General features: G+C 62.0%; 25 protein-coding genes and 1 tRNA gene. 10 read left to right on the top strand and 16 right to left on the bottom strand.

What is annotated here, in order from left to right:
• Positions 1-56: 56 nt before the first annotated feature.
• Both argA and argE read right to left on the bottom strand, forming a co-directional pair.
• Positions 57-1,355, bottom strand: a complete 1,299-nt coding sequence (argA, locus tag JET17_RS01390) for an amino-acid N-acetyltransferase (RefSeq protein ID WP_012312225.1) — start codon at positions 1,353-1,355, stop codon at positions 57-59.
• A gap of 125 nt (positions 1,356-1,480) precedes the next feature.
• The gene (gene argE / locus JET17_RS01385; RefSeq protein ID WP_012312224.1) at positions 1,481-2,623 is read right to left on the bottom strand and encodes an acetylornithine deacetylase; all 1,143 of its coding nucleotides are present in this window, start codon (positions 2,621-2,623) and stop codon (positions 1,481-1,483) included.
• A gap of 114 nt (positions 2,624-2,737) precedes the next feature.
• Here argE and JET17_RS01380 point away from each other — a divergent pair, with 114 nt between their 5' ends.
• Entirely contained in the window at positions 2,738-4,114 is a 1,377-nt protein-coding gene (locus JET17_RS01380) for an inorganic triphosphatase (protein ID WP_012312223.1), read from the top strand.
• A 94-nt stretch (positions 4,115-4,208) separates the two neighbouring features.
• Here JET17_RS01380 and JET17_RS01375 read toward each other — a convergent pair whose 3' ends face one another.
• Entirely contained in the window at positions 4,209-4,679 is a 471-nt protein-coding gene (locus tag JET17_RS01375) for an Lrp/AsnC family transcriptional regulator (RefSeq protein ID WP_012312222.1), read from the bottom strand.
• Positions 4,680-4,805: 126 nt separating this feature from the next.
• Between JET17_RS01375 and JET17_RS01370 the strand changes: the two genes are divergently transcribed.
• The 4 genes from JET17_RS01370 (at position 4,806) to JET17_RS01355 (ending at position 7,757) form a co-directional block, all read left to right on the top strand.
• Positions 4,806-5,168: a hypothetical protein gene (locus JET17_RS01370; RefSeq protein ID WP_012312221.1), complete on the top strand. Its 363-nt coding sequence runs from the start codon at positions 4,806-4,808 to the stop codon at positions 5,166-5,168.
• A tRNA-Arg gene (locus tag JET17_RS01365) sits at positions 5,159-5,235 on the top strand. The genes JET17_RS01370 and JET17_RS01365 overlap by 10 nt, the downstream gene beginning before the upstream one ends.
• Positions 5,236-5,396: 161 nt before the next feature.
• Positions 5,397-7,127 carry a dipeptidase gene (locus JET17_RS01360; RefSeq protein ID WP_012312220.1) on the top strand — a complete coding sequence of 577 codons (1,731 nt, stop codon included), beginning with the start codon at positions 5,397-5,399 and terminating at the stop codon, positions 7,125-7,127.
• 192 nt (positions 7,128-7,319) lie between these two features.
• Complete coding sequence (locus JET17_RS01355; protein ID WP_012312219.1) at positions 7,320-7,757, top strand: CBS domain-containing protein; 438 nt, start codon at positions 7,320-7,322, stop codon at positions 7,755-7,757.
• A 6-nt stretch (positions 7,758-7,763) separates the two neighbouring features.
• Here JET17_RS01355 and JET17_RS01350 read toward each other — a convergent pair whose 3' ends face one another.
• The 3 genes from JET17_RS01350 to JET17_RS01340 all read right to left on the bottom strand — a co-directional run bounded on the left by JET17_RS01350 (position 7,764) and on the right by JET17_RS01340 (position 9,235).
• On the bottom strand, positions 7,764-8,402 hold the full coding sequence (locus JET17_RS01350; RefSeq protein WP_012312218.1) for a hypothetical protein: 639 nt from the start codon (positions 8,400-8,402) through the stop codon (positions 7,764-7,766).
• Between the two features lie 70 nt (positions 8,403-8,472).
• A complete protein-coding gene (locus JET17_RS01345) occupies positions 8,473-8,715 on the bottom strand; it encodes a DUF2789 domain-containing protein (RefSeq protein ID WP_012312217.1) in 243 nt (80 codons plus the stop codon).
• Between the two features lie 61 nt (positions 8,716-8,776).
• The gene (locus JET17_RS01340) at positions 8,777-9,235 is read right to left on the bottom strand and encodes an aminoacyl-tRNA deacylase (RefSeq protein ID WP_012312216.1); all 459 of its coding nucleotides are present in this window, start codon (positions 9,233-9,235) and stop codon (positions 8,777-8,779) included.
• A 96-nt stretch (positions 9,236-9,331) separates the two neighbouring features.
• Between JET17_RS01340 and JET17_RS01335 the strand changes: the two genes are divergently transcribed.
• Positions 9,332-10,681 carry an NfeD family protein gene (locus JET17_RS01335; protein ID WP_012312215.1) on the top strand — a complete coding sequence of 450 codons (1,350 nt, stop codon included), beginning with the start codon at positions 9,332-9,334 and terminating at the stop codon, positions 10,679-10,681.
• Positions 10,682-10,683: 2 nt separating this feature from the next.
• Entirely contained in the window at positions 10,684-11,436 is a 753-nt protein-coding gene (locus tag JET17_RS01330; protein ID WP_012312214.1) for a slipin family protein, read from the top strand.
• 30 nt (positions 11,437-11,466) lie between these two features.
• Here JET17_RS01330 and JET17_RS01325 read toward each other — a convergent pair whose 3' ends face one another.
• Positions 11,467-12,099, bottom strand: a complete 633-nt coding sequence (locus JET17_RS01325) for a LysE family transporter (protein ID WP_012312213.1) — start codon at positions 12,097-12,099, stop codon at positions 11,467-11,469.
• A gap of 182 nt (positions 12,100-12,281) precedes the next feature.
• Positions 12,282-14,192: an ATP-binding cassette domain-containing protein gene (locus tag JET17_RS01320; RefSeq protein ID WP_012312212.1), complete on the bottom strand. Its 1,911-nt coding sequence runs from the start codon at positions 14,190-14,192 to the stop codon at positions 12,282-12,284.
• Between the two features lie 50 nt (positions 14,193-14,242).
• On the opposite strand from JET17_RS01320, the gene JET17_RS01315 reads away from it, so the two are divergent.
• The gene (locus JET17_RS01315; RefSeq protein ID WP_012312211.1) at positions 14,243-14,725 is read left to right on the top strand and encodes a TIGR02444 family protein; all 483 of its coding nucleotides are present in this window, start codon (positions 14,243-14,245) and stop codon (positions 14,723-14,725) included.
• Here the strand turns inward: JET17_RS01315 and JET17_RS01310 are convergent.
• Complete coding sequence (locus JET17_RS01310) at positions 14,701-15,705, bottom strand: AlgP family protein (protein WP_012312210.1); 1,005 nt, start codon at positions 15,703-15,705, stop codon at positions 14,701-14,703. The two genes, JET17_RS01315 and JET17_RS01310, sit on opposite strands and share 25 nt — an antisense overlap.
• A 224-nt stretch (positions 15,706-15,929) precedes the next feature.
• On the opposite strand from JET17_RS01310, the gene JET17_RS01305 reads away from it, so the two are divergent.
• Positions 15,930-16,595: an FKBP-type peptidyl-prolyl cis-trans isomerase gene (locus tag JET17_RS01305; RefSeq protein ID WP_012312209.1), complete on the top strand. Its 666-nt coding sequence runs from the start codon at positions 15,930-15,932 to the stop codon at positions 16,593-16,595.
• 9 nt (positions 16,596-16,604) lie between these two features.
• On the opposite strand, the gene JET17_RS01300 is transcribed toward JET17_RS01305, so the two are convergent.
• The 7 genes from JET17_RS01300 to JET17_RS01270 form a co-directional block, all read right to left on the bottom strand.
• Positions 16,605-17,075, bottom strand: a complete 471-nt coding sequence (locus JET17_RS01300) for an Rsd/AlgQ family anti-sigma factor (protein WP_012312208.1) — start codon at positions 17,073-17,075, stop codon at positions 16,605-16,607.
• 231 nt (positions 17,076-17,306) lie between these two features.
• Positions 17,307-17,813, bottom strand: coding sequence for a disulfide bond formation protein B (locus tag JET17_RS01295; protein WP_012312207.1), 507 nt, complete (start codon positions 17,811-17,813; stop codon positions 17,307-17,309).
• A gap of 221 nt (positions 17,814-18,034) precedes the next feature.
• On the bottom strand, positions 18,035-19,273 hold the full coding sequence (locus JET17_RS01290) for a heme biosynthesis protein HemY (protein WP_012312206.1): 1,239 nt from the start codon (positions 19,271-19,273) through the stop codon (positions 18,035-18,037).
• Entirely contained in the window at positions 19,270-20,370 is a 1,101-nt protein-coding gene (locus tag JET17_RS01285) for a uroporphyrinogen-III C-methyltransferase (protein ID WP_012312205.1), read from the bottom strand. The genes JET17_RS01290 and JET17_RS01285 overlap by 4 nt, the downstream gene beginning before the upstream one ends.
• 45 nt (positions 20,371-20,415) lie before the next feature.
• On the bottom strand, positions 20,416-21,183 hold the full coding sequence (locus JET17_RS01280) for a uroporphyrinogen-III synthase (RefSeq protein WP_012312204.1): 768 nt from the start codon (positions 21,181-21,183) through the stop codon (positions 20,416-20,418).
• Positions 21,180-22,121, bottom strand: coding sequence for a hydroxymethylbilane synthase (gene hemC / locus JET17_RS01275; protein WP_012312203.1), 942 nt, complete (start codon positions 22,119-22,121; stop codon positions 21,180-21,182). The genes JET17_RS01280 and hemC overlap by 4 nt, the downstream gene beginning before the upstream one ends.
• 134 nt (positions 22,122-22,255) lie before the next feature.
• Positions 22,256-22,999 (bottom strand): LytR/AlgR family response regulator transcription factor, encoded by a 744-nt coding sequence (locus tag JET17_RS01270; protein WP_012312202.1) that lies wholly within the window; start codon positions 22,997-22,999, stop codon positions 22,256-22,258.
• A gap of 309 nt (positions 23,000-23,308) precedes the next feature.
• Here JET17_RS01270 and argH point away from each other — a divergent pair, with 309 nt between their 5' ends.
• On the top strand, positions 23,309-24,703 hold the full coding sequence (argH, locus tag JET17_RS01265) for an argininosuccinate lyase (RefSeq protein ID WP_012312201.1): 1,395 nt from the start codon (positions 23,309-23,311) through the stop codon (positions 24,701-24,703).
• Positions 24,704-24,748: the final 45 nt, after the last annotated feature.

The raw sequence follows: 24,748 nt of genomic DNA, 5'->3' as shown, positions 1-24,748 counted from the left end.
CGCCGCCCTCTGGGGCGGCGTTTTTCGTTGGTTGGCAGGGCACTCGATTCCCTGGCTTACAGAGACTTTTCGAAAATCTTCGAATTGCGCTGGTAGTTGTACAGTGATGCTCGCGCCGACGGCAGCCGCTCTACCCCACTGGGGGCAAAGCCACGCTCGCGGAACCAGTGCGCGGTCCGGGTGGTAAGCACGAACAAGGTATTCAACCCCAAAGCCCGCGCCCGGCTCTCGATCCTCTCCAGCAGCTCGTCACCGCGCCCGCCATGGCGGTACTCCGGGTTCACTGCCAGGCACGCCAGCTCACCCGCCTGAGAATCGGCAATCGGATACAACGCCGCGCAAGCGATGATCATGCCCTCGCGCTCGACCACGCTGAACTGCTCGATCTCACGCTCCAGCACTTCACGTGAGCGCCGCACCAGAATGCCCTGCTCTTCCAGCGGGCTGATCAGTTCCAGCAACCCCCCCACATCCTCGATGGTCGCCTCGCGCACTACTTCGAACTGCTCCTGCGACACCAGCGTGCCGCCACCGCCGCGGGTGAACAGTTCGGTGAGCAGTGCGCCGTCCTCGGCATAGCTGACGATGTGGCTACGCGCCACGCCACCCTTACATGCCTCGGCGGCGGCATCGAGCAACTCGCCTTGGTAATCACTACCCAGCCGCGCCAGGTGCGGTGCGACCTGTTGCGGGCGCAATTCACGCACCAGCTTGCCGCTCTCATCCAGCAGCCCGGGCTCGGCGCCAAACAGCAACAGCTTGTCGGCACCCAATTCGATGGCAGCACGGGTGGCCACATCTTCGCAGGCCAAGTTGAAGATCTCACCAGTCGGCGAGTAGCCCAGCGGTGAAAGCAACACAATCGAGCGCTCGTCGAGCAGGCGGCTGATGCCTTTGCGGTCGATGCGCCGTACTTCACCGGTGTGGTGGTAGTCCACCCCTTCGAGCACGCCGATAGGACGGGCGGTCACCAGGTTGCCGCAGGCCACGCGCAGGCGCGAGCCCTGCATCGGCGAGGCGGCGATGTCCATCGACAGGCGTGCTTCGATGGCCAGGCGCAAGGCACCCACCGCGTCGATCACGCAGTCCAGGGTTGCCGCATCAGTAATGCGCAGGCCATGGTGGTAGTGCGGAGTCAGGCCACGGGCCGCCAGCCGGCTCTCGATCTGCGGGCGCGAGCCATGCACCAGCACCAGGCGCACGCCCAGGCTGTGCAGCAGAACCAGGTCATGGACGATATTGCCGAAATTCGGATGTTCTACCCCATCGCCGGGGAGCATGACCACAAAGGTGCAGTCGCGATGGGCATTGATGTACGGGGAGGCATGACGCAGCCAGTTGACGTAATCGGGCATGACAGGGCCTGTGGATAAAGTGGACGGAGAACGTTGGATCACACGGCGTTCAGGATCATCGTCGGAACAGGCTTGCGGTCACGCGCGGTCTCCTCTAGGCAAAGACGAATCAGCAGGGTGGACGTTTAATTCAGGCAATAGTGCCGGATCAGGTCACGCAATAGACGCACGGTAGGCTCGATTCGTGACATTTCCAGGTATTCGCCCGGCTGGTGGGCGCAGGCAATGTCGCCAGGGCCAAGAACGATGGTCTGACAACCCAGCTGCTGAAGATAAGGCGCTTCGGTACCGAACGCCACCGCTTCGGCGCGATGGCCGGTCAAGCGCTCGGCCACCTGCACCAGTTCGGCATCGGCCGCCTGCTCGAATGGTGGCACCTCGGGGAACAGCGGCGCGTAGTCAATACGCACCTCATGGCGCTCGGCCACCGGTCGAAGCTTTTCACGGATGGCTGCACGCAACTGCTCTACATCCATGCCTGGCAGTGGGCGCAGGTCGAACTCCAGGGCACACTGGCCGCAAATACGGTTGGGGTTGTCGCCACCGTGGATGCAGCCAAAGTTCATGGTCGGCGTGGGCACGGTGAATTGCGGGTTGCGGTAGGTTTCCTGCCATTGCCGGCGCAGGCCCATCAGCTCACCCATCACCGCGTGCATGGCCTCCAGCGCGCTGTGGCCAAGGCTTGGGTCAGAGGAATGGCCGCTGCGCCCGAGAATGTCGATGCGGTCCATGAGGATCCCCTTGTGCATGCGGATCGGGCGCAGACCGGTCGGCTCACCGATGACCGCCGCACGGCCAAGCGGCTGACCCGCCTCGGCCAAGGCGCGGGCACCGGACATCGAGCTTTCTTCGTCGCAGGTAGCGAGGACCAGCAGCGGCTGCTTGAAGTCATGCTCCAGCAACGGAATCACCGCTTCGATGATCAAGGCGAAAAAACCCTTCATGTCGCAGCTGCCCAGGCCCACCCAGCGACCATCGACCTCGGTCAGCTTGAGCGGGTCGCTCGTCCACAACTGCTCGTCATACGGCACCGTGTCGCTGTGGCCAGCCAGCACAAGCCCGCCCGGCCCAGTGCCACGGCTGGCCAACAGGTTGAACTTGCCTGGGCTGACCTGCTGGATGTCGCAGCTAAACCCCAGGTCGCCCAACCAGCCTGCCAGCAGGTCGATGACCTGGCGGTTGGACTGGTCCAGTGCAGGTTGGGTGCAGCTGACCGAGGGCGCGGCGATCAAAGCGGCAAACTGGTCTTTCAGCGTGGGCAACGACATACGCGAACTCCTCGGAAGCATTGCCCATCATAGGGCCATCCGCCGTAAGGAATAAACCGTTGCCGGCACACTGCTGTAGACTGCACGGCAATCACGCCCCTCTTCGAGCCTGCGATGCACAAAGAAACCGAACTCAAGCTCCGCGCCAGCCGCGACACCCTGGCCGCACTGCGCGAGCACCCTCTGCTGAAAAAGCGCAACAAGTCCGGCTGGCAGACCCGCGAGCTGCTCAACCAGTACTTCGATACCCCTGAGCGCGACCTTTCTGCTGCCCGAGTCGCGCTGCGCCTGCGCCGCGACGGCGAGGTGATCATCCAGACCCTGAAGTGCCGTGGCCAAAGCGTCGCCGGCCTGTCCGAACGCAACGAATACGAGTGGCACCTGGATAAAGTCAAACTCGACCTGAAAAAGCTCGACGCCACCTGCTGGCCTGAGCAACTGGCCGAACTGGACAAAAAATCCATCAAACCGCTGTTCACCACCGATTTCACTCGCGAATTCGCTGAGATCGCCTGGGGCCGCGGCAAGAGCAAAGTGGTGATCGAGGCAGCGCTGGACCAGGGCTTCGTGATTGCCGGCAAACGCAAGGAAGAGATCTGCGAGCTGGAGCTGGAACTGCGCGAAGGTGCCCCCGAAGCGCTGCTGGAGCTGGCCGCCGAGCTGGCCGCCAGCCTGCCCCTGATGCCGTGCGACATCAGCAAGGCCGAGCGCGGTTACCGCCTGCTGGAGCCGGACAGCTACGAACTGGGCCTGCCAAGCACCGAACTGGACGCCGAAATGCCAGTCGACGATGCCTTCGCTGCCCTTGCCTGGCAACTGCTGGGCAGCAGCCAGCGCCTGGCCGAGCAATACCGCCACAATGGCCACTGGCGCCTGCTGCAGGACTGGGTACAGTGCCTGGCAGAACTGCGTGCACTGGTCGCAAGCCTTGGCCAAGCCGCGCCGCGTGCCAGCACCCGTGACCTGCGCGCCAGCCTGGACGCGCTGCTGGAAGACTGGCGCCCGCTGGTACAGGCCGGCAATGACGACGAAGACATCCGTCGCGCCGCGCCAGAGCAGTTCCTCGAAGAGCTCGAAGACGTGCGCTGGGGCCAATTTTCCCTGGAAACATCACGCTGGCTGCTGGCCCGTGCCTGGACCGCAGAGCGCAAGGGCCGTGGCGAACGCCAGGGCAAGGCGCAACTGGCCAGCTGGGTGGCACACCTGCTGGGCGAAGAAGGCCGTGCGCTGAAGCTACCGCTTTACACCCAACGCCCGGAAGACCTGGCAGAACAACTGCCGCGCATCGAACAGTTGCTGGCCTGGCTGCACCATGCGCGCCATGTGCTCGAGGCTCCGCAGATGGACCGCCTGTATGGCGACCTGAAAAAGCTGCTTGAGCTGGCTGAGCTGCCACTGGCCGAAGAGCCTGGCGAGCTGCTGGAGGCCCGCGTGGAACAGGCCCGTGCGATTGATCAGAGCCGTGGCTGGAAGCATCTGCTCAAGGCCTGACATTCGCTTGTGCATCATCGCCGGCAAGCCCTACGATCGCCACGGCCCCGAGAGCCGTGGTTGACGTGTAGGGGCCGGCTTGCCGGCGACAGTCTCAGCGCATCAGCGGCAGGCTGGTGGTGGACTTGATCTCCGACAGCGCCACAATGGAATTGACCTCCTGAATCCCTGGCACGTTCGACAGCTTTTCGAAGAAGAACCGCTCATAAGCCTCGATATCCTGTGTGACGATACGCAACAGGAAGTCTACTGACCCCATCAGCACATAACATTCCAGCACCTCGGGAAAGCCCCGGATCGCCTCGGTGAACTCGGTGAAGTTGGAGCGACCATGTGCGTTCAGTTTCACCTCGGCAAAGATCTGCGTGTTCAGGCCGACCTTCTTGCGATCAAGCAAGGTGACCTGCCCACGGATCACCCCCTCGTCCTTGAGCCGCTGAATACGGCGCCAGCACGGTGACTGCGACAGCCCTACGCGCTCGGCAATCTGCGCGCTGGACAGTGAAGCATCCTCCTGAAGAAGCTCGAGAATCCGCCGATCATACGCATCCAGTTCGCTTTGCATTAAAAACCCCCAAAGCTTGCATATTTCAAATTGATCAATTCGCCTGAACGGCTAATTCGTCAAATCATAGCGAAAAAATACCGTCATCAACCTGCCAGAATTTCTCCCTACCTTGCGGAGACCAGCATGAACCCTTTCGAACGCCCCCTGCCCCGAACCGATGTCTGGGCCGCCAGCAGTAACCACCGCACCGTGTGCTATCGCCTGCAAGCCGAAGCCGAGCCGGACACCCTGTGCCGGGTACTCAACCTGTTCGCCCTGCAGTTTCTGACGCCGCACAGCGTGCAGGTCAGCCGGCAGGATGACTGGCTGGATATCGAAATAGGTATCGGCGGCCTGAGTGGACACCGGGCGGAGGTGATTGCGCAAAAATTGCGCAATCTGGTGTGCGTCGCGCAAGTGAGCCTGGATCAGGAAAAATGGACCAAGATCAAGGCGATGGACGCAACCGAATCAGATGGGTATCATGCGTGCGCGTTGCACTCGTAGCTCAGCTGGATAGAGTACTGCCCTCCGAAGGCAGGGGTCGTGGGTTCGAATCCCGCCGAGTGCGCCATATCAAAAAGCCCTGGGCATGCGCCCGGGGCTTTTTCGTTTGTGCAGTACATCGCGTTTCTGGCACTCCCGTGCCATGGGTCATTGATGTTAGCGTGGGCACCTTCCCGTTTCTCGACGGGCATCCCATTGACACTGACCTGCGAAGGAATGCGCACACCCATGCATTTGAAAAAGCTCACTGCCACTACCCTGCTGCTGGCCAGCATCGGCCTGTTCACCCAACCCGCCCAGGCCAACCTTACGCAGCAGCAGTCCGCCGCGATCGTCAAGGCCTTCGACGGCACCGAGCCAAGCGACTTCAAGCAATTCCTCGGCAAGCTTAAGGCCAGCGAACAGGCTAAAGCCGACAACCTGGACGGCACCCTCGACACCTACCTGGCGGGTACGCCGCTCAACGCCGAGCAGCAGAACCAAATTAACCGCCTGCTCGGCCTGTATACCCGTATCAAGTATGGCAAGGCTGCTACCGATACCCTGCGTGAACTGGTGGCCATCCCCACCTTCAGCGTCGACGGTGTCCCTCAGCACGAGAACCCCGAGTTCCTCAAGATCGCTGAAAAGATCAAAGCTTTGGCCGAGGGCTTTGGCCTGACCTTCCGCAATATCGACAACCGCGTCTACGAAGTTTCGCTGGGTGCCGGCCAGGAAGTGGTAGGCATCCATGCCCACGCCGACGTCGTGCCGGTCAACCCGGACAACTGGAAACTGGCCGACGGTACACGCCTGGACCCGTTCAAGGTCACCTTGGTGGGCGATCGCATGTACGGGCGTGGCACCGAAGACGACAAGAACGGCATCGTCGTCGCGCTTTACGCGCTTAAAGTTGCGAAAGACGAGAACCTACCGCTGGCCCGGCAGTTCAAGTTACTCATCGACACCACCGAGGAAACCAGCGGTGATGCCATCCCCTACTACTTCGAGCGCAACCCCACGCCCGCTTACAATCTGGCGCTCGATGGCGGTTACCCGGTTGTGATAGCCGAAAAAGGCTACGGCACGGTCATGGCCAGTTTCAGTACACGCCCAGGCAGTGGCAAGGGAGCGGAGATCACCCACCTCACCGGCGGGCTGGCCACCAACCAGATTCCGACCACCTCGGTAGCCACCCTGGCCGCCGACAATCCGGCGCAACTGGCAACGCAGCTTGAAAAAGCAGGTGCCGACTTTGTGAAGCGCAATGGTGGCGACTTCAGCATCGATGCCAAGGTCGATGGCAAAAACGTACTGCTTACCGTGACAGGTGTTTCTGCGCATTCTTCCGAGCCGGAATCGGGGGTCAATCCGGTGGCGCGCATGCTGGTCTTCATCAATGGCCTTGGCGCGCAGGTGCCGCTCAAGCACAACCACTTCACCGATGCTGCACGCTACGCTGCCGACAACTGGGGGCTGGACTACCTGGGCAAACACCTCGGCATAGGCTTTGAGGACGAGTTCATGGGCCCGCTGACGACATCGCTGACGTTTGTAGGCGTGGATGAAAAAGGCCTGAAACTTGCGGTCAACCTGCGCATCCCCAAAGGCAAATCGCTGGCGACGATCAAGGACGAATTGGCCGACAAACTCGGCAATTGGACACGCCAGAGCCACACCTCGGTGGCCTTCGACTATAGCCTTGACGAACCGATGTACCGCAACCCGGAAGGCGAATGGGTCAAGGCGCTGCTCGACGTGGCCACCGAGAACCTGGGCATGAAGCACGCGTTCGGCACTTCAGCCGGCGCCACCTCGGTACATGACCTGCCCAACGGCGTGCAGTTTGGCTTGGCAATGCCGGACGTGAAGTACACCGGGCACAATGACAACGAGTTCAAGACCGTAGAGCAGTTCATGCTGGACTTGCAGGTGGTGAGCGAGATGGTGGCGCGAATCGGGCAGATGCCGAAGCTGTAAGCCTGAGCTATGGGGAGTGCTGGCTTGCCGGCGATGGGCCGCAGAGCGGCCCCTTGGTAAGCGTATCGAGCAGGACGCATCCATGACGTTTTTCAATCGACTCGATGCCGTTTCCTGCATTGCCGTGCAAGCCACCTTACCGGATGCTTTAGTTACTCCAAGAGCCCGTTTTTTCCATCCGCAGAGGCCTGTATGAAGAACGTCGAACAAATTCTCAAGACCAAGTCCCAGCACCAGACCGTCTACACCATCGGCCCGGATGACTCGGTACTCGACGCCCTGAAAATGCTGGCGGAGAAAAACGTCGGTGCGCTGCCGGTGGTGGAGAACAACCAGGTAGTGGGAATCGTCAGCGAGCGTGACTATGCCCGTAAGCTCGTGCTCAAGGGGCGCTCTTCGGCGGCCACGCCAGTGCGGGAAATCATGAGTGCACCTGTGGTCACGGTGGAGCCCAAGCAGAATCTTGAGTACTGCATGAACCTGATGACCAACCGCCACCTGCGCCACCTGCCAGTGGTCAGTAATGGCGAGCTGCTCGGGCTGCTGTCGATCGGCGACCTGGTCAAGGAAACCATCGCCGAACAGGCCAGCCTGATCCTGCAACTGGAGCAGTACATCCGCGGCGAATGACCACCCTCAATGGTAAGCGCGCTCCAGTTCGTCCAACTGATGGTCGAAGCTGCGCAGGCGCGCCGACCAGGTGTAAACCAGCACTTCAAGGTCACGATTGAGTACTGCTGTGTTGCCCTGGCCACTACTCAAGGGCTCGCACAGGTCGAGTTGATAACGCTCGCGTGCCATGGCCGTGGCCACACTTGATAAGTCGCGGGCATTGGCCAACCAGTGATGGTGATGGTCGTGGACCTCACGGTCCAGCGCCCGACATTGGCGCTTTAGCGCATCCAGGCTTTGCTCCAGGGGGGTGCCTTTGAGCTCGCCCATCACTTCCTCGAAGGTGCGCCCCGAATGCCAATAGCTGCCCCAGAAATACCGGTCGAAAACCGTCTCTACCCGGCGTAGCGCTACCTTGGTGTTCCAGATGGTGAGCAATGTTCGCCCCTGGATCACCTCGCGCTTGTTCAGGTGCAGTTGCTGCCAGGCGATCCAGGTCAGGCCCAGCAGCGCGACCGCCGCCGCGACTGCCGCCGCCGCGTACAGGAACTGCACAGCCTGGCTCATCTGGTGTGTATGGCGGATACCGTAGAAGTAACCGGCCGTCAGAGTGCCCAGGATGGTCACGGTGCACCAGAAACCTGGTGCGTAGGGATCTTTCATCGCGCATATCCCCTTATTGTTTTCCTGAGCATAGCAACGGCCGATCACTCGTCAGGTGCCGCTCGGCGCTTTATTTTCGGGGGCGGCGCAATGCTTCGTTGAGTTGATCGAAGGGCACTGCCCAATCGGAATCTTCAATGATACTTTCCTTGAGAAAAGCACGCTGGGAGTCGCTCCAGAACGGCGCATCCACCAGCTTGATCTCGTTTTTCAGCGGTGAATGGCTGGTGATGAACTGATCGATACTCTGAGGATCGTCGGGCAAGCCCAACTGCTTGAACAGCTCGGAAAAGTGGTGGGTAGGCGCTTCCATGTTTACTCCTCGGTACCGGGCGGGCCATCCACGACGCCGGCCCGGCATTGGTTTGAGAACATCAGCACAGCTCGCGTACTTCGGCTTGCGGCACCAGTTTCAGGTACTGCTCCATGCTCATGTGGATCAGGTGATCGTGGTCACCCGCCTCCAGGTAGACATCGCCTTGGCGGGTAAGACTCGAATCGAGCAGCATCTTTATCTGATAAACGTCGCCCATTGCCGGAATGGCGCCACGCTCGCAGTCACCGAACAAGCTCGGCAGGCCGCTTTCACGGGTTAGTTGCCAGGCGCCGGACATGCGCACCTTGCTCATGTCCAGGTGCCGATTGGCAGGCAGCACCGCCATGATGTAATTGCCATGGCGGTCGTCGAGCATGACCGACTTGGCGACCCGCTCGGCCGGCACGCCAGCCGTACGCGCCGACTCCAGGCTGGTCGCCGAGTGGGGATGAGGAATGATGTCGTAATCGCAGTTGGCCTGGTCCAGGCGCTGCTGCAGGGTCTTGGCCATTCGCATGATGCACCTCCGGTTTCGCCCCCATCTCCAATTTTAGGCCTTGCCTGGGCAGGCATGACTAAACTTGCGGTATAGAGGCGAACAAGGTGACGACAGGTGATCGCTCGCTGCTGGCGCTGGTGGTTGCTGGTTTTGATGCTTGGCTTTGCACCGGGCAGCCAGGCTGCGCCCGGCGCTATCTGGGTGCTGAGCATCGACGATGCCATAGGGCCGGCCAGTGCCGATTATCTGATGCGCGGCCTGGATCAGGCCAGGGAACAAGGCGCGCAATTGGTGGTGATCCGCATGGATACACCCGGCGGCCTGGACAGCGCCATGCGTCAGATCATCAAGGTTATTCTCGCCAGCCCCGTGCCGGTCGCGACCTTCGTTGCCCCAGGCGGTGCCCGTGCAGCCAGCGCTGGCACCTACATCCTTTATGCCAGTCACGTAGCGGCCATGGCTCCCGGGACCAACCTCGGCGCCGCCACACCCGTGCAGGTTGGCAGCCCCACGGGTGCGCCAAAGGATGACAAGGCCAAAAACGACACCAATGAACAAGCCCTTGCGCGCAAGCAAGTGAACGATGCAGCCGCGTATATCCGCGGCCTGGCGCAGCTGCGCGGGCGCAACGCCGACTGGGCAGAAAAGGCTGTACGCGAAGCGGTAAGCCTGTCGGCCAGCGAAGCGTTCAAGCAGAAGGTGATCGACCACGTGGCCAACGACCTGCCTGACCTGCTGCGCCAGCTCGACGGCAAGACCCTGATCGCCGCTGACCAGCCGCGCCAGTTGCAGACTCGCGACGCCAGCCTGGTCGAACATGTGCCGGACTGGCGCACGCGCCTGCTGGCCGTGATCACCAACCCTAGCGTGGCACTGATTCTGATAATGATCGGCGTCTATGGCCTGCTGTTCGAGTTCATGAACCCAGGCTCCGGCGTGGGCGGCGTGGTCGGTGGAATCTGCCTGTTGCTGGCGCTGTATGCCCTGCAATTGCTACCGGTGAGCTTTGCCGGTGTCGCGCTGGTCATGCTCGGTATCGCCTTCATGATCGCCGAGGCGTTCCTCCCCAGCTTTGGTGTGGTCGGCTTCGGCGGCATAGTGGCGTTCGTGGTAGGCGCGGTGATCCTGATAGACACCGACGCCCCCGGCTTTGGCATTCCGTTGGGGTTGATCGCGAGCCTGGCAATGCTGTCGGCATTGTTGATCGGTGGTGTGCTGGGCATGGCCCTCAAAGCTCGCAAGCGAGCCTTGGTCAGCGGTGATGCCGGCCTGGTAGGCAGCTTGGTGACCGTCACTCAGGTGGTGGCAGGCAATCCGTTCTGTGGCGCGGTAATGGCCCAGGGCGAACAATGGCAGGTCCAGTGCACTACGCCCTTGCAGCTCGGCCAGCAGGTGCGGGTCACCGCGCGTCATGGCGTGATGCTCGAAGTGAGCGCTGCTGCCCCTACAGCGCAAGGAGAATGACGATGTTCATGCAATTGGGTTTCGGCGCCCTGCTGATGCTGCTGGGCGTTCTACTGCTGTCTGCGTTTCGTATCTTGCGCGAATACGAGCGCGGTGTGGTGTTCCAGCTTGGGCGCTTCTGGCAGGTCAAAGGCCCGGGGCTGATCCTGCTCATCCCCGTGATCCAGCAGATGGTTCGGGTAGACCTGCGTACCGTGGTGCTGGATGTACCGCCGCAGGATGTGATCACCCGCGACAACGTGTCAGTGAAGGTCAATGCGGTGCTGTACTTCCGTGTGCTCGACCCTCAGAAAGCGATCATCCAGGTCGAAGACTTCCTGGTCGCCACAAGCCAGCTGGCACAGACAACGCTACGCGCGGTCCTGGGTAAGCATGAACTTGACGAGCTGCTGGCCGAGCGGGAACAGTTGAACCTGGATATCCGCCAGGTGCTGGACGCGCAAACCGATGCCTGGGGCATCAAGGTGGCCAACGTCGAGATCAAGCACGTCGACCTCAACGAATCGATGGTCCGCGCCATCGCCCGTCAGGCCGAAGCCGAGCGTGAACGCCGGGCCAAGGTCATCCATGCCGAAGGGGAACTGCAGGCATCGGAGAAATTGATGCAGGCGGCGCAGATGCTCAGCAAGGAGCCGGGGGCCATGCAGTTGCGCTATATGCAAACGCTGGGGTCGATTGCCGGCGACAAGACATCGACCATCGTGTTTCCGATGCCGTTGGACTTGCTCAAGGGGATGATGGACCGAGAGAAATGAGGGGCCTGTGCGAGGCCCCCCGCAAATCGGTCAGACAGGCGCGCGGCGCAGGGTCGCCAGGAACGTGGCAGCACCAATGAACAAGCCGGCGAAGGTCCGGTTCAAGCGCTTCTGTTGCTTGGGGGTGCGCAACAGGCGCAGCACCCGTGAAGCCAACCCGGTATAACCCGCCATTACCAGCATGTCGACGGTGACCATGGTGACCGTGATTGCCACGTATTGTGGCAACAGCGGAGCATGCGGGTTGATGAACTGCGGCAGTACAGCGAGCATGAACACCAGCGCCTTGGGGTTGCTGACGTTGACCAGGAAACCACGGAACACCAGGCTCAACGGCTTGCCGATCGGACGCACGGCGGACTCATCGGTCATGTCCATCGGCAAAGCGCGCCATTGCTTGTAGGCCAGGTAGACCAGGTAGGCGACGCCGAACCATTTGATGATGGTGAACGCTGTAGCGGAAGCCGCAAGGATGGCGCCGACACCCGCTGCGATGATGGCGATCTGCACGACCAGACCAATCTGCAGGCCCAGCGCGTTCCAGTAACCGCGCCAGAAACCATATTGCAGGCCGCTGGACATCGAGGCGATCGCCCCGGCCCCGGGTGAAAGGCTGATCACCCAACAAGCGGCAAAGAAGCCCAGCCACACTTCCATCGACATCACACACCTCGCTCGAACATATGTTGCAAAACGTTAAGCTAAGGTGTTGGCGAAAAAATAACCAGCGAATTTTGTAGGGTTCAAAGGGAAAGCTTGGGGTTTTGGGTGTGTTGTAAATACACAGCCTGACACCCGCAAACCCTACCGCGATCCAGCTCCCCCCGCCTGCGCCAACTCCGGCCTCAGGACAGCGCCTCAAGCTCGGCCTGCATGCTCTCCAACGTTTCCAGGGCTTGCATCCAGCCTTCCTCGAGTTCGCCTTCACGCTGCTTCAGCTTGCTCTGGCGGGCCAGCAGGTCGCGCAGCTCATCTTTGCGCGCCACCTCGTAGAGGCCGCTGTCGCCCAAGGCGGTTTCGATCTCGGCCAGTTGCGCATGCACCTGGTTGAGTTCGGCCTCCAGCTTGTCGGCAGCCTTCTTGTGCGGTGCCAGTTGCTGGCGCAAGGCAGCGGCGGCCTGGCGCTGGGCCTTCTTGTCGGTCTTGTCCGGGTTGACCGGCGCGTTGCTCGCCGGTGCGCTGCGCTGCCGGTACTCGACCAGCCAGCGGCTGTAGTCGTCCAGGTCGCCATCGAAGGTATCGACCTTGCCATCGGCCACCAGCAGGAAATCGTCGGTGGTGCTCTTGAGCAAATGACGGTCGTGGGACACGACAACTACGGCACCGGCAAACTCCTGCAACGCCATGGTCAGCGCCAGGCGCATTTCCAGGTCCAGGTGGTTGGTCGGTTCGTCGAGCAGCAGCAGGTTTGGCCGCTCCCAGGCGATCAGGGCCAGCGCCAGGCGGGCTTTTTCGCCCCCGGAGAAATTCACCACCGGTTCGTCCACGCGGTCGCCATGGAAGTCGAAACCGCCGAGGAAGTCACGCAGCGTCTGCTCGCGCTCGGCCGGCGCAATGCGCTGCAAGTGCAGCAGCGGGCTGGCCTTGTCGTCCAGCGAGTCCAACTGATGCTGGGCGAAGTAACCGACGGCCAGGTTCTCACCCAACACCAGGCGGCCCGACAGCGGCGCAAGTTCGCCGGCAAGGTTCTTGATAAGGGTCGATTTGCCGGCGCCGTTAGGGCCCAGCAGGCCGATGCGCGCACCGGGCACCAGTTGCAGCTTGACCTTGTCGAGGATCGCCTTGTCGCCGTAGCCCAGACAGCCTTCGGAAAGGCTCAGCAGCGGGCTGGAAATCTTCTGCGATTCACGGAAAACGAAGTCGAACGGCGAATCGACATGCGCCGCCGACAGCTCTTCCATGCGCTCCAGGGCTTTGATCCGGCTCTGCGCCTGACGGGCCTTGGTGGCTTGGGCCTTGAAGCGGGCAATGTACTTTTCCATGTGCGCACGCTGGGCCTGTTGCTTCTCGTAGGCTTGCTGCTGCTGCGCCAGGCGCTCGGCACGGGTGCGCTCGAAGGCGGTATAGCCACCCTTGTACAGGTTCAGCTTGCGCTGCTCGACGTGCAATACATGGTCGACAACAGCGTCAAGGAAGTCGCGGTCGTGGGAAATCAGCAACAGCGTGCCCGGGTACCCCTTGAGCCAGTCTTCGAGCCACAAGATCGCATCGAGGTCCAGGTGGTTGGTCGGTTCGTCGAGCAGCAGCAGGTCGGATGGGCACATCAGGGCCTGGGCCAGGTTCAGGCGCATCCGCCAGCCACCGGAGAAGTCGCCGACGCGACGGTCCATCTGCTCGTTGGTGAAACCAAGACCGGCAAGCAATTTGCGTGCACGGGCATCGGCGGTATAGCCATCAGCGCTTTCCAGCTCACTGTGCAGGCGTGCCAGGGCAGTGCCGTCGTGGGCCGACTCGGCCAAAGTGAGCTCGGCCTGGACCTTGCGCAGGCGCGCGTCGCCATCGAGCACATAGTCCACGGCCAGGCGATCGAGGGTATCGACCTCCTGACGCATGTGGGCGATGCGCCAGTCACCCGGCAGTTGGCAGTCGCCACCATCAGGCGACAGCTCACCGCGCAGCAAAGCGAACAGGCTGGATTTTCCGGCGCCGTTAGCGCCGATCAGGCCGGCCTTGTGACCGGCGTGCAGGGTCATCTCGGCGCCTTCTAGCAAGCGCTGCGGACCACGCTGTAAAGTGAGGTTGGATAGTCTGATCATGATGGTCGCGGAGTCTACCAGCTTCCTCGACCCGGAGCGTAAGTGGAATCATGTACACCGACCTGTGGAATTACGCCCTGGCCCTGTATGCCCGGCCGGGAGTTGAAGCGGCTTGCCTGAGCGTGCAGGCCGAGGGGGGCGATGTGTGCCTGTTGCTGTGCGCGAGCTGGCTGCAAACCCGAGGTGTCGCCGTAGAAGCCGGGCGAATCGACGCTTTGCGCGCAATTGCCGAGCCTTGGCAAACTGAAGTGGTAACGCCGCTACGCAGTTTGCGCCAGAAATGGCGGACTACCGCGCAGCATGACCCGCACCTGGAGGCGTTGCGTGAGCAAGTAAAGGGCTTGGAACTGCAGGCGGAGAAGCGCTTGCTGCAACGCCTTGAGGAATGCGCACGGCAATGGCCCACGGGCTCGCTTGAGCCCGCAGACGATTGGCTGGCCAGGCTGGCGCCCGACCAGGTCCGTGGCCACGACTCGCTGGCTCAGCTGCGAGTCGCCGCCACAGGGCTTCAAGAGGCCGAAGACGGCGTCTGAGGCGAGGTGCTTGCCGGTGCGGAGGACGGCGCCGGGATTGCGGGGCCTGCCGAGTTGGTCACCGCAGGCGTAGCCGGTTTGGGTTCAGCCGGCTTGTTGGCGGCCGGCTTGGCAGCGGCAGGTTTTGCCGCAGGTTTGGCCGGGGCTTTGGCGGCTGGCTTGGCTGCAGGTTTCGCGGCAGCTTTCGCAGCAGGCTTGGCTGCGGTGGTTTTAGCCGGCGCCTTGGCCGCAGCCGGTTTAGCCGCAGCCCCTCTGGAAGTGGCTGGTTTGGCGGCAGGCTTGGCAGCAGCGACTTTGGCCGGAGCCTTGGTGGCAGCAGGCTTGACCGCAGCAGCGCGCGATGGCGCCTTGGCAGCAGCCGCTTTGGCAGCGACTGGTTTGGCTGCAGGTTTAGCCGCAACCTTGGCCGGGGCTTTTGCGGCAGCAGGTTTGGCAGCAGCAGCCCGCGACGGCGCCTTGGCAGCGGCGGCCTTGGCAGGCGCTTTTGCGGCAGCTTTGGCGGCCGGTCTTGCTGCAGGTTTGGCCGCTGCTCTGGCAGGCGCTTTTGCAGTGGCCGGCTTAGCCGATTTGGCTGCCACAGCCCGCTGGTCCAGTGCCTTGCCAGCAGCCTCGCGCACCTTGCCTACACCCTGGGCCAGCTTCAGGCTTTCTTGGGCATCGCGTTTGAGTTGCTGGATATAAGTACGGGTTTGCGTCTGACGCTCTTTGAGCGAGTCGAGCAACGACTCAAGTTCACCAATGGCTTTCTGGGCTTTGCCCTGGGCCTTGGCTTTACCTGCCTTGGCCGCGTCCTGCAACTTCAGGCGACCGTTGTGCAGTTTTTCCTGGGCCTTTCCACGCTGCTTTTCCAACTTCGCCAGCAGTTTTTCCGCATCAGCCAGCGCTTGCGAGCAGGCATCTTCCAAGTGTTCGAGCAAGCTGCCCGAAAGTTGCTGGAGCAGGTGTAACGGCGTACTTACTGGCTTCTTCTTGGCCGACATGGTTTACCTCCTGGCTGACGAGATTGCGGCTAATACTATGCTTGTGCTGCTACCGCCGCTAGGGCATGTTGACAGTATCGTTGGCGCCGCGTTGCATGCCTGGGCAAAGTTGTTGTCTTGCAGCTGCGTGAAAGTGTAGTTGCTTAGCAAATCGTTGCCGACATTTACGCAAATCGAAGCAACAAGGCTGGCATACTTCGCAGCTCTTGAGCTCGGAGTTGACCATGCCTCGTTATCTTTTTATCGGCCTGTGCCTGGTGGCTCCTATCGCGCTCGCCGCCCCCGAGTCGGCTCCTGCCAGTGATCACGACGTGGCCTACAGCCTGGGCGCCAGCCTTGGGGAGCGACTGCGCCAGGAGGTGCCTGGATTGCAGCTGGAGGCGTTGGTTGAAGGCCTTCGCCAGTCCTATCAGAACCAGCCCCTCAAACTCGACAAGGCTCGCATGCAAGCCATTCTTCAGCAGCATGAAGAACAGGCGAACAACGCCGCCGTGCAAGCCGAAGTGGAAAAACTGCAAGCCATCGAGGCGCGCTTCATGGCCAACGAGCGCGCACGCGCCGGTGTGCATGAGCTGCCTGAGGGTGTGCTCTATAGTGAACTGAAAAGTGGTATCGGCGCGCAGCCCAGCCCCAAGGGCAAGGTGCAGGTCCGCTATGTAGGCAGGTTGCCTGACGGCACGGTGTTCGATCAGAACCAGCAACCACAGTGGTTCGGCCTGGATTCGGTCATCGAAGGGTGGCAGGTGGCGTTGCCACACATGAAAACGGGAGCGAAATGGCGCCTGGTGATCCCATCGGCACAAGCCTACGGTGCCGAGGGCGCGGGAGACCTGATCGCGCCCTACACGCCGCTGGTATTCGAAATCGAGCTTCTGGCGGTCGGCGGCTGACGTCGACCATCAGGCCTCGATCGCGTCTTCTTCCTTGTGCGCGTTGTGCAACACTTCGATCAGGCAGTCTTCCAGCTCGAAGCGTTCGTGCAGCAGGCTGCCGAGCTTGCCGAGCTTATCGGCGAAGCGCTCAGTGTCCTTGCAATCACCTTTCTCGCAGTGGTCATTGAAAGCCAGCGCAATCTGGGTAATGTCATTGATCCGCGGGTTGATCTCTTCAGCCAGCTTCAGCGCTTTCTGGTCACCAAACGCCTTGGCCTCAGTGACCAGTTGTTCACTGACCTCGAAATGCCAGGCTGACACATAATCGACAAGCACCGCACAAAAGTCGCGGCTCTTGTCTTTGTCCGCAAATGCCGGCTTGGCATCGCGCAAGGCACCGAAAGCCTGAACCAACTCCTCCCGCTCCTTGAGCCAGGTGTCGATCAGCTTGTGAACCCCACCCCAGCGTTCCTGGGCGTTCTGACAACTATCGAGCATGGCGATCTCTTCCCTTCTGGGTAGATGCCGCTGCACCTCGCACCCCGATCGTGCGGTACAAAGGTGACATCAGCAGGACGGCATCGAGCAGTTGTGTTTTTGGTATGCGTGCTGGGAGATTATTCCCGCACGTGCTGCCCTTCAAGGTACGCAGCAGACAAAGTTCATACAAGTGTTTAATACCCTGGGGTATCACCACTGGTCGTGCCATCTACTGAAGCCTGCGCCAAGTCAGGCTTTGCCCAGTGTGCGGAAACGATACGCCAGCAGACAGGCCATGGGTAGCATTGCCAGCAACAGGAAGGCCAGCAGGCTCCATTCGGGCAAGGTCAGGTCAAGAAAGCTCCAGGTCAACGAGCTGCAATCCGGCCCGCCAAGCAAGAGTTGACGGGCCGCTTCACGCCAGGAGCTTTCCAGTGTTTGCCAGAATGGCACCGGGCACTCATGGCTTGTACCAATCTCCCCTTGCAACCAGACATGCCTGGCCGCCAGCAGGGCTCCGGCCACCGAACAACCCAAAGCTGCTCGCGCATACCGGCACATAGCGGCAACGCCCGGCGCATGAATGGCCGCACACAGGCAGATCATGGCATACACGCCCACCAGGAACCGCTGACTGAAGCACAGCGGGCAAGGTACCAGGCCCAGAGCGCTCTCCAGGTAAAAGGACGCAAGCAGCACCGCCAATGAGGCAAGGCAGGCCGGTAGAAAAAAAGTGCGCAAGCGGGCCGGCAACATGAAAGGTGGTTGTCCCGGGGCAAATTGAGTGGCTTGGAACGGTAGAGGAAAGATGTCCTTTGTTTCAAGGCACTACAGGGGAGATAAGTCACTGAGGGGTAGAAGAAATTTCCACTCGCATTGTGGGAAATTTCTTGCGAAGCGCATTACAGAAAAAAACAGGTATCGCAAGACTCACCAACCATCCCATGAGCCCGCCCGGTGCGGGCTCATGGGGCCTTTCAGGCGCGCACGCCCTCCGGCAATGGCAAGGCCAACAAACGCTCATCAAGCAGACCCAGGCCTTCCTGGAACAGTTGGTTGCTGCGCTCGGTCTCACCGAGGCCAGCCAGCAGCCGAGCCAGTTCGGCGCAGGTTTCCGGGTTGCGCTCCATGCGCAAGCTGCTTTCCAGGTAATCGCGCGCCTTGCCCCAAAGGCGGTTTTGCAAGCTAAGGCGGCCAAGAGTCAGCAACAGGCTCGGGTCTTGGGGATTCGCCTTGAGCCAGCCTTCGGCTGTTTGCAGTTGACGCGCCGGATCATCGCCGCGCACCAGGCCATACAGGCGCGCCAGGTGACTTTCGTAGTCACGTTTGAGGGCAGCGCGTAGTACCTGTTCGGCTTCACCTTGAGCTCCCACCTGGCGCAGTTGTTCGGCATAAGCCAGCACCAACCTAGGTTCCTGACGCTGGGCCGCAGTCAGCTGTTGCCAGGCCCGCTCCAACGACTGACGGGCACTTTGCTCATCGTCACCACGGGTCGCCGCAAGGCCCAGGTTCTGACCCCAGGCACGCTGTTCAAGTGCAGCAAGCTCCTCGGGCGGCAGCACTTTGCCCTTGCGCAGGTCGGGCAACAGGCGAATCAACGCCGACCAGTCGCCGCGCTCCAGATACAGGCGCTGCAACAGGCGCAAGACCTGACTGTTGTGCGGGTGCCGCTCCTGCATGGCCAGCAGGGCTTCCAGGGCGCCATCGCTTTCGCCACGGTCCATCTGCAATTGCGCGTGAGTCAGGGCGACCGCCAGTTCCGCCTGGGGCTGACGCTCCAGCGCACGCTCGAGCAGGTTGTCCCTGTCTTCCTTTCGCCCCTGTTCATTGGCCGCACGGGCGGCACCGAGGTAATACAGCAATGGCTGGCGTTCGGCCTCGGCGGCGCGGTGCAAGTGACGCTGGGCGCTGGCCCAACGGCCCTCTGCGAGGTCCAGTTGGCCCTGCTCGATTGCGATGCGAATGCGCCGGCTGCGGTTACGTCGCGACCAGGGGTTGACCACACCACTGGACGTCAGCACCAACCCAACCAGATAGCGCAGCAGCCACAACAGGGCAAGCACGGCAACCAGCGCCGCGAGAGCCGCCCACAGCCCGGACTGGTAACGGAAGCCACCGTAGGAAATCAACACGTAGCCACTGTGCTTGGCCACCGCGATGCCCAGTGCCGCAGCGATCACGATCGCCAGCACGGCCAGCAGGTACACACGTTTCATGGCTTGCCCCCCTCACCCTCGGCAGGCAGATGGCGGCGCTGGATATACGCCTGCACCGCCGCCAGGCTTTCACTCAGGTCCGGGGTAACCACCGACACCGGCTGCTCGACCAGCGCATTGAGGCTTTCGAGCATGGCCTTGCTCTGCGGGTTGTCAGCGTTGAAATTGGCCACCAGCACACTGCGCGCATCATCCAGCGCCTGGGTGTAGACCTTGGCGTCGCCATTGAGCGCAGCCCATTGGGCTTGCTCGATGGTCAGGCTCAGGGCCAGGCGCAACTGGTTGAGCGACTGCCCGGCCAGCAACGGACGGACGTTGTCGTCGGCGTTGAAATCAATCTGGAAATACTTGGAAATCTCCGCCCACCACTGCGCCAGGCGGCTGGTGCCATCGCCATCGGCGGTCAAAGCACCGAGGGCATCGGCATCGCTGTCGAACTCTGGCGACTGGGCATTGAGCTGCTGCACCAACTCCCGCTGGGCAGCCAACTTCAGATACAAACCGCTACGGTCCGGCTGCTGGGTGCTGTTGAGCATTGCCAGGCTACGCGCCAACTGCTCGCGCGCGGCAAACGAGCCAGGGTCGCTCTGCTCGCGCAGGATTTCGTCGGCGCCTTCGACCAGGGCCTTGGCGCTGGTGATGTCCTGCAGGGCCGAAAGCCGCAGGGTGGCCAGGCGCAACAGGTGCTCGGCCTCGGCCAGGCGCCATTCCTTGCGGCTTTCGCCAAGCACGGTTTCCAGCCGCTGGCTCAAGCGCTGCTGATCACCTTGCAACTGCGCCACGAGGCGGCGGCGGTCTTCCAGTTCGCTGGCTGCCGGCAGGCTGGCCAACTGGGCACTGATCTGTTGCTCGCGCTGCTGCAGTGCCGCGGCACGCTGGCTCAGCGCCTCGAGGTGCTGACCCTGGCTCAGCTCACTGCCTTGCAGATGCCGCACCTGCCAGACACCCCACCCGCCCACTGCGACCCCGGCAGCACCCACCAACAGTGCCAGCAAGGCCAGGCCTGTGCCGGAACGTTTGGCAGGTGGGGGGGTGACGGGTTGCGTCGGCTCTTGCGCCGACGGCTGATCATTGTGGGACAAGACAGTTTCGCTCACGTATCCATCCTTTGCATGGGGGCGCGTCGCTCTGAGCTTAGCGCCTTAAGAGGCAGGTGCAGCGCTGCGCTGCACGGCTGCCAGCAAGGCCGTGGCACTCGCGCCACGACAATCCACAATCTGTTGTGCCCCAGCGGCCCTGGCCTGCTCGGCCACCCTGGGGCTCGGCACGAACAATGGCAAGCGCGCCACACGCGGCCAATCGGCAGCGGCCAACTGTTGCAGGTGTTCAAGACCCTGCCCACTGCTGACCACCACGCCGTTCAGGCGTTCCGCTTCGATGCGACGCACCAGCGTGCCCGCCGGATACACCGGCAGGCAACGACGATACAGTTCCAGATAATCGACACTAGCACCTTGCTCTGCAAGACGCTCGGCCAGCAGTTCGCGCCCTCCTACACCACGGACGATCAGAACACGTGGCGCAGGGCCCGCCATAGCCCCGCGCAAGGCCGGGAGCGTGAGCAAGGCTTCGCTGTCGTCACCCTGAGCAGGGTAAGTCACCGTCAGCCCCGCAGACTGCAACACCGCCGCCGTGGCTTCACCTACAGTGAACCAACCGGCTAGGGGGGGCTGCAGCCCTTCATGTGCGAGCTGCGCAAGCAGCAACCTGGCTGCCGGTTTACTGACCACAATCATGGCCTGGCACTGCCCTAACCCGGCAAGCTGCTGGCGCTGCCGAGCGCCCAGTTGCACGGGTTCGATCGCCAGCAAAGGCAGGCACTCGCTGCAAATACCGGCAGTTGCCAGCGTCTGCGCCAGCGCGGCACAGTCCTCTTCAGGACGGGTCAGCAGCAGGCGCCACGAGCTCACGGGTGCCCGGCCTCACCGTAGACTTCCTTGAGAATGGCCGCAGCACCTTGGCCCAGCAGGTCTTCGGCCACCTGTACCCCCAACGTTTCGGCCGATGCCCGCGGTGCACGGGCGTCAGCCATCAACAGGGTCCCACCGCTGGGCTGGCCAACCAGGCCGCGCAGCCATAGCTGCTCGCCTTCGAGCACGGCATAACAGGCAATCGGTACCTGGCAGCCGCCGTTCAAGTGCTTGTTCAACGCTCGTTCGGCCACCACACGGTCAGCGGTATCAGTGTGATGCAAAGGCGCCAACAGCGCATGGATCTCGCTGTCTGCGCTACGGCATTCGATGCCCACCGCGCCCTGGCCACCGGCCGGCAGGCTATCGTCGACGCTGATGCTGGCGGTGATCCGTTCTTCAAAGCCCAAGCGGATCAGGCCCGCCGCTGCAAGGATGATGGCGTCGTACTCACCGGCATCGAGCTTGGCCAGACGAGTGTTGACGTTGCCCCGCAGGAAGCGGATTTGCAGGTCAGGGCGGCGTGCCAGCAACTGGGCCTGACGGCGCAGGCTGGAGGTGCCGACGATGCTGCCGGCAGGCAGTGCATCGAGGCTGGAAAAACGGTTGGAAACGAAGGCGTCACGCGGGTCTTCACGTTCACAGATGCAGTACAGGCCCAAGCCTTCGGGGAAGTCCATGGGTACGTCCTTCATCGAATGCACAGCGATGTCGGCTTCATTGTCCAGCAGGGCGGTTTCCAGCTCCTTGACGAACAGGCCTTTGCCGCCGATTTTCGCCAGGGGCGCGTCGAGCAGCTTGTCACCGCGGCTGACCATGGGCACCAAGGTCACCAGCAGCCCAGGATGTGCCTGCTCGAGGCGGGCTTTGACGTATTCGGCCTGCCACAGGGCCAAGGCACTTTTACGGGTGGCAATGCGGATTTCGCGAGTGGACATGGAACGCCCCGATGCTTAGGAATGCCGCCGATGATAACAGCTCCGTCGGTATCGCTAGCAGATTCGGGTCACGATCCGGCTCTGCCTCCAGCGGCCTCATCGCCGGGTTGCCGGCGATGAGGCCGCTGGAGGGCTCAGAGCGTCTGCATCATCTTGCGTACGCCAGCCACATGCCGACGGCTGACAGTCAAGGCATCACCATCCAGGCCTTTGAGGAACAGTTGAAAATGCCCAAGCGGCGTGCGCTGCAAGCGCTCGATGCGCTCGCGGGCGACCAGAGCGTTGCGGTGGATACGCACGAAGCGTTCGCCGAATTCATCTTCCAGGGCCTTGAGTGGCTCATCAAGCAGCACTTCACCTGCTTCATGGCGCAACGTCACATATTTGTGGTCGGCGATGAAATAGATCACCTGGGGCAAAGGGATCAGTTCGATGCCCTTGCGCGTACGCGCGCTGATATGGCTGCGCGGCCCTCCCCCTTCACTGCCAGGCCGGGTCAGCGCCGCCAGCTGCGTACGGCTGGGTTTCTCAGCCTTGCGCAAGGCATCACGCAGAGCATGGGGATGGATAGGTTTGGTTACATGGCTGAGGGTGCTGTCCGTGAAAGCCTCTGCGCCGTATTCATCGTCACCGGTGCAGAACACCACCGACGGCGGTGCTTCGCGCTCGCACAAGCGGGCAGCGACCTGCAGGCCGTCAAGGCCCGGCATGCCGATATCCAGCAGGACCACATCAGGCTTGAGGCTTTCGATCAGGGCCAGGGCCTCCTCGCCGTTGGTGGCGCTGGGCTCCAGCACGGTGTACCCCTCCAGTTCCGCGAATAACCGCGTCAAGCGTTCACGGGCTTGGGGTTCGTCATCAACGATCAGGACATTCATAATTGCTCTGGATTCCTGAGTGAGTCTCGCACAGGTATAGCGTAGACAGTTGCAGGTCGAGCGACACTGCGGTCACGCTCTAGACCAATACGATGGCCAAAGATTCACTGCGCCGGCAGATTCGCTGCCAGTCCTTTGTCCAACTGTAGACGGTCCGTGGAACACTGCCGTTCAATCGTTGAATATCGTCTTTGCCTGCATTGAGCAGTGTTTTATGCCGATTTCTGTCGACCGGCGTCCTTCGGACGCAAGCCCAACCCTGCTATTATCGCCGCCACTTTTTCGTTCACGCCTTCAACGAGTGAATCCATGAGCACCGACAAGACCAATCAGTCCTGGGGCGGCCGCTTCAGTGAACCCGTCGACGCCTTCGTCGCCCGCTTCACCGCCTCGGTCGATTTCGACAAGCGCCTGTACCGCCACGACATCATGGGTTCGATCGCCCACGCCACCATGCTGGCGCAGGTCGGTGTACTCAGCGATGCCGAGCGCGACACCATCATCGATGGCCTGAACACCATCCAGGGTGAAATCGAGGCCGGCAACTTTGACTGGCGCGTCGACCTCGAAGACGTGCACATGAACATCGAAGCACGCCTGACCGACCGCATCGGCATCACCGGCAAGAAGCTGCACACCGGCCGTAGCCGCAACGACCAGGTCGCGACCGACATCCGCCTGTGGCTGCGCGACGAAATCGACCTGATTCTGGCCGAAATCACCCGCCTGCAGCAGGGCCTGCTGGAACAGGCCGAGCGTGAAGCGCAAACCATCATGCCTGGCTTCACCCACCTGCAGACCGCGCAGCCAGTCACCTTCGGCCACCACCTGCTGGCCTGGTTCGAAATGCTCAGCCGCGACTACGAGCGCCTGGTCGATTGCCGCAAACGCACCAACCGCATGCCTCTGGGCAGCGCTGCGCTGGCTGGCACCACCTACCCGATCGACCGCGAGCTGACCTGCAAGCTACTGGGGTTCGAAGCCGTTGCCGGCAACTCGCTGGATGGCGTTTCGGACCGTGATTTCGCCATCGAATTCTGCGCTGCCGCCAGCGTGGCAATGATGCACCTGTCGCGCTTCTCCGAAGAGCTGGTGCTGTGGACCAGCGCCCAGTTCCAGTTCGTCGATTTGCCCGACCGTTTCTGCACTGGCAGCTCGATCATGCCGCAGAAGAAGAACCCCGACGTGCCCGAGCTGGTGCGTGGCAAGAGCGGCCGCGTGTTCGGCGCCCTGACCGGCCTGCTGACCCTGATGAAAGGCCAGCCGCTGGCCTACAACAAGGACAACCAGGAAGACAAGGAGCCGCTGTTCGACGCCGCCGATACCCTGCGCGATTCGCTGCGTGCCTTTGCCGACATGATCCCCGCGATCAAGCCACGCCACGCGATCATGCGCGAAGCAGCTCTGCGCGGCTTCTCCACCGCCACCGACCTGGCCGACTACCTGGTTCGCCGCGGCCTGCCGTTCCGTGATTGCCACGAGATCGTCGGCCATGCCGTGAAGTATGGTGTCGACACCGGCAAGGACCTGGCCGAGATGAGCCTGGACGAACTGCGCCAGTTCAGCGACCAGATCGAACAGGATGTGTTTGCCGTGCTGACCCTGGAAGGCTCGGTGAATGCCCGTGACCACATTGGCGGCACTGCACCAGCGCAGGTACTCGCTGCAGTTGTACGTGGCAAGGCGCTGCTGGCCTCTCGCTAAGCGCCACTGCGAGGGCTTGGCCCTCGATCGCCGGCAAGCCGGCTC

The organism is Pseudomonas putida, assembly GCF_016406145.1.
In the GTDB taxonomy this organism is placed as follows: domain Bacteria; phylum Pseudomonadota; class Gammaproteobacteria; order Pseudomonadales; family Pseudomonadaceae; genus Aquipseudomonas; species Aquipseudomonas putida_E.
This window is presented reverse-complemented; position numbering and strand designations above follow the sequence as displayed.

Bases quoted from the DNA above. Each gene is read 5' to 3' on its own strand.
- argH (WP_012312201.1), top strand. From the start codon at position 23,309: ATGAGCACCGACAAGACCAATCAGTCCTGGGGCGGCCGCTTCAGTGAA.
- JET17_RS01305 (WP_012312209.1), top strand. From the start codon at position 15,930: ATGCCTCGTTATCTTTTTATCGGCCTGTGCCTGGTGGCTCCTATCGCG.
- JET17_RS01290 (WP_012312206.1), bottom strand. From the start codon at position 19,273: ATGAAACGTGTGTACCTGCTGGCCGTGCTGGCGATCGTGATCGCTGCG.
- hemC (WP_012312203.1), bottom strand. From the start codon at position 22,121: ATGTCCACTCGCGAAATCCGCATTGCCACCCGTAAAAGTGCCTTGGCC.
- JET17_RS01360 (WP_012312220.1), top strand. From the start codon at position 5,397: ATGCATTTGAAAAAGCTCACTGCCACTACCCTGCTGCTGGCCAGCATC.
- JET17_RS01300 (WP_012312208.1), bottom strand. From the start codon at position 17,075: ATGCTCGATAGTTGTCAGAACGCCCAGGAACGCTGGGGTGGGGTTCAC.
- JET17_RS01330 (WP_012312214.1), top strand. From the start codon at position 10,684: ATGTTCATGCAATTGGGTTTCGGCGCCCTGCTGATGCTGCTGGGCGTT.
- argE (WP_012312224.1), bottom strand. From the start codon at position 2,623: ATGTCGTTGCCCACGCTGAAAGACCAGTTTGCCGCTTTGATCGCCGCG.
- JET17_RS01355 (WP_012312219.1), top strand. From the start codon at position 7,320: ATGAAGAACGTCGAACAAATTCTCAAGACCAAGTCCCAGCACCAGACC.
- JET17_RS01380 (WP_012312223.1), top strand. From the start codon at position 2,738: ATGCACAAAGAAACCGAACTCAAGCTCCGCGCCAGCCGCGACACCCTG.
- JET17_RS01270 (WP_012312202.1), bottom strand. From the start codon at position 22,999: ATGAATGTCCTGATCGTTGATGACGAACCCCAAGCCCGTGAACGCTTG.
- JET17_RS01375 (WP_012312222.1), bottom strand. From the start codon at position 4,679: ATGCAAAGCGAACTGGATGCGTATGATCGGCGGATTCTCGAGCTTCTT.
- JET17_RS01295 (WP_012312207.1), bottom strand. From the start codon at position 17,813: ATGTTGCCGGCCCGCTTGCGCACTTTTTTTCTACCGGCCTGCCTTGCC.
- JET17_RS01345 (WP_012312217.1), bottom strand. From the start codon at position 8,715: ATGGAAGCGCCTACCCACCACTTTTCCGAGCTGTTCAAGCAGTTGGGC.
- JET17_RS01315 (WP_012312211.1), top strand. From the start codon at position 14,243: ATGTACACCGACCTGTGGAATTACGCCCTGGCCCTGTATGCCCGGCCG.
- JET17_RS01325 (WP_012312213.1), bottom strand. From the start codon at position 12,099: ATGTCGATGGAAGTGTGGCTGGGCTTCTTTGCCGCTTGTTGGGTGATC.
- JET17_RS01320 (WP_012312212.1), bottom strand. From the start codon at position 14,192: ATGATCAGACTATCCAACCTCACTTTACAGCGTGGTCCGCAGCGCTTG.
- argA (WP_012312225.1), bottom strand. From the start codon at position 1,355: ATGCCCGATTACGTCAACTGGCTGCGTCATGCCTCCCCGTACATCAAT.
- JET17_RS01310 (WP_012312210.1), bottom strand. From the start codon at position 15,705: ATGTCGGCCAAGAAGAAGCCAGTAAGTACGCCGTTACACCTGCTCCAG.
- JET17_RS01350 (WP_012312218.1), bottom strand. From the start codon at position 8,402: ATGAAAGATCCCTACGCACCAGGTTTCTGGTGCACCGTGACCATCCTG.
- JET17_RS01340 (WP_012312216.1), bottom strand. From the start codon at position 9,235: ATGCGAATGGCCAAGACCCTGCAGCAGCGCCTGGACCAGGCCAACTGC.
- JET17_RS01370 (WP_012312221.1), top strand. From the start codon at position 4,806: ATGAACCCTTTCGAACGCCCCCTGCCCCGAACCGATGTCTGGGCCGCC.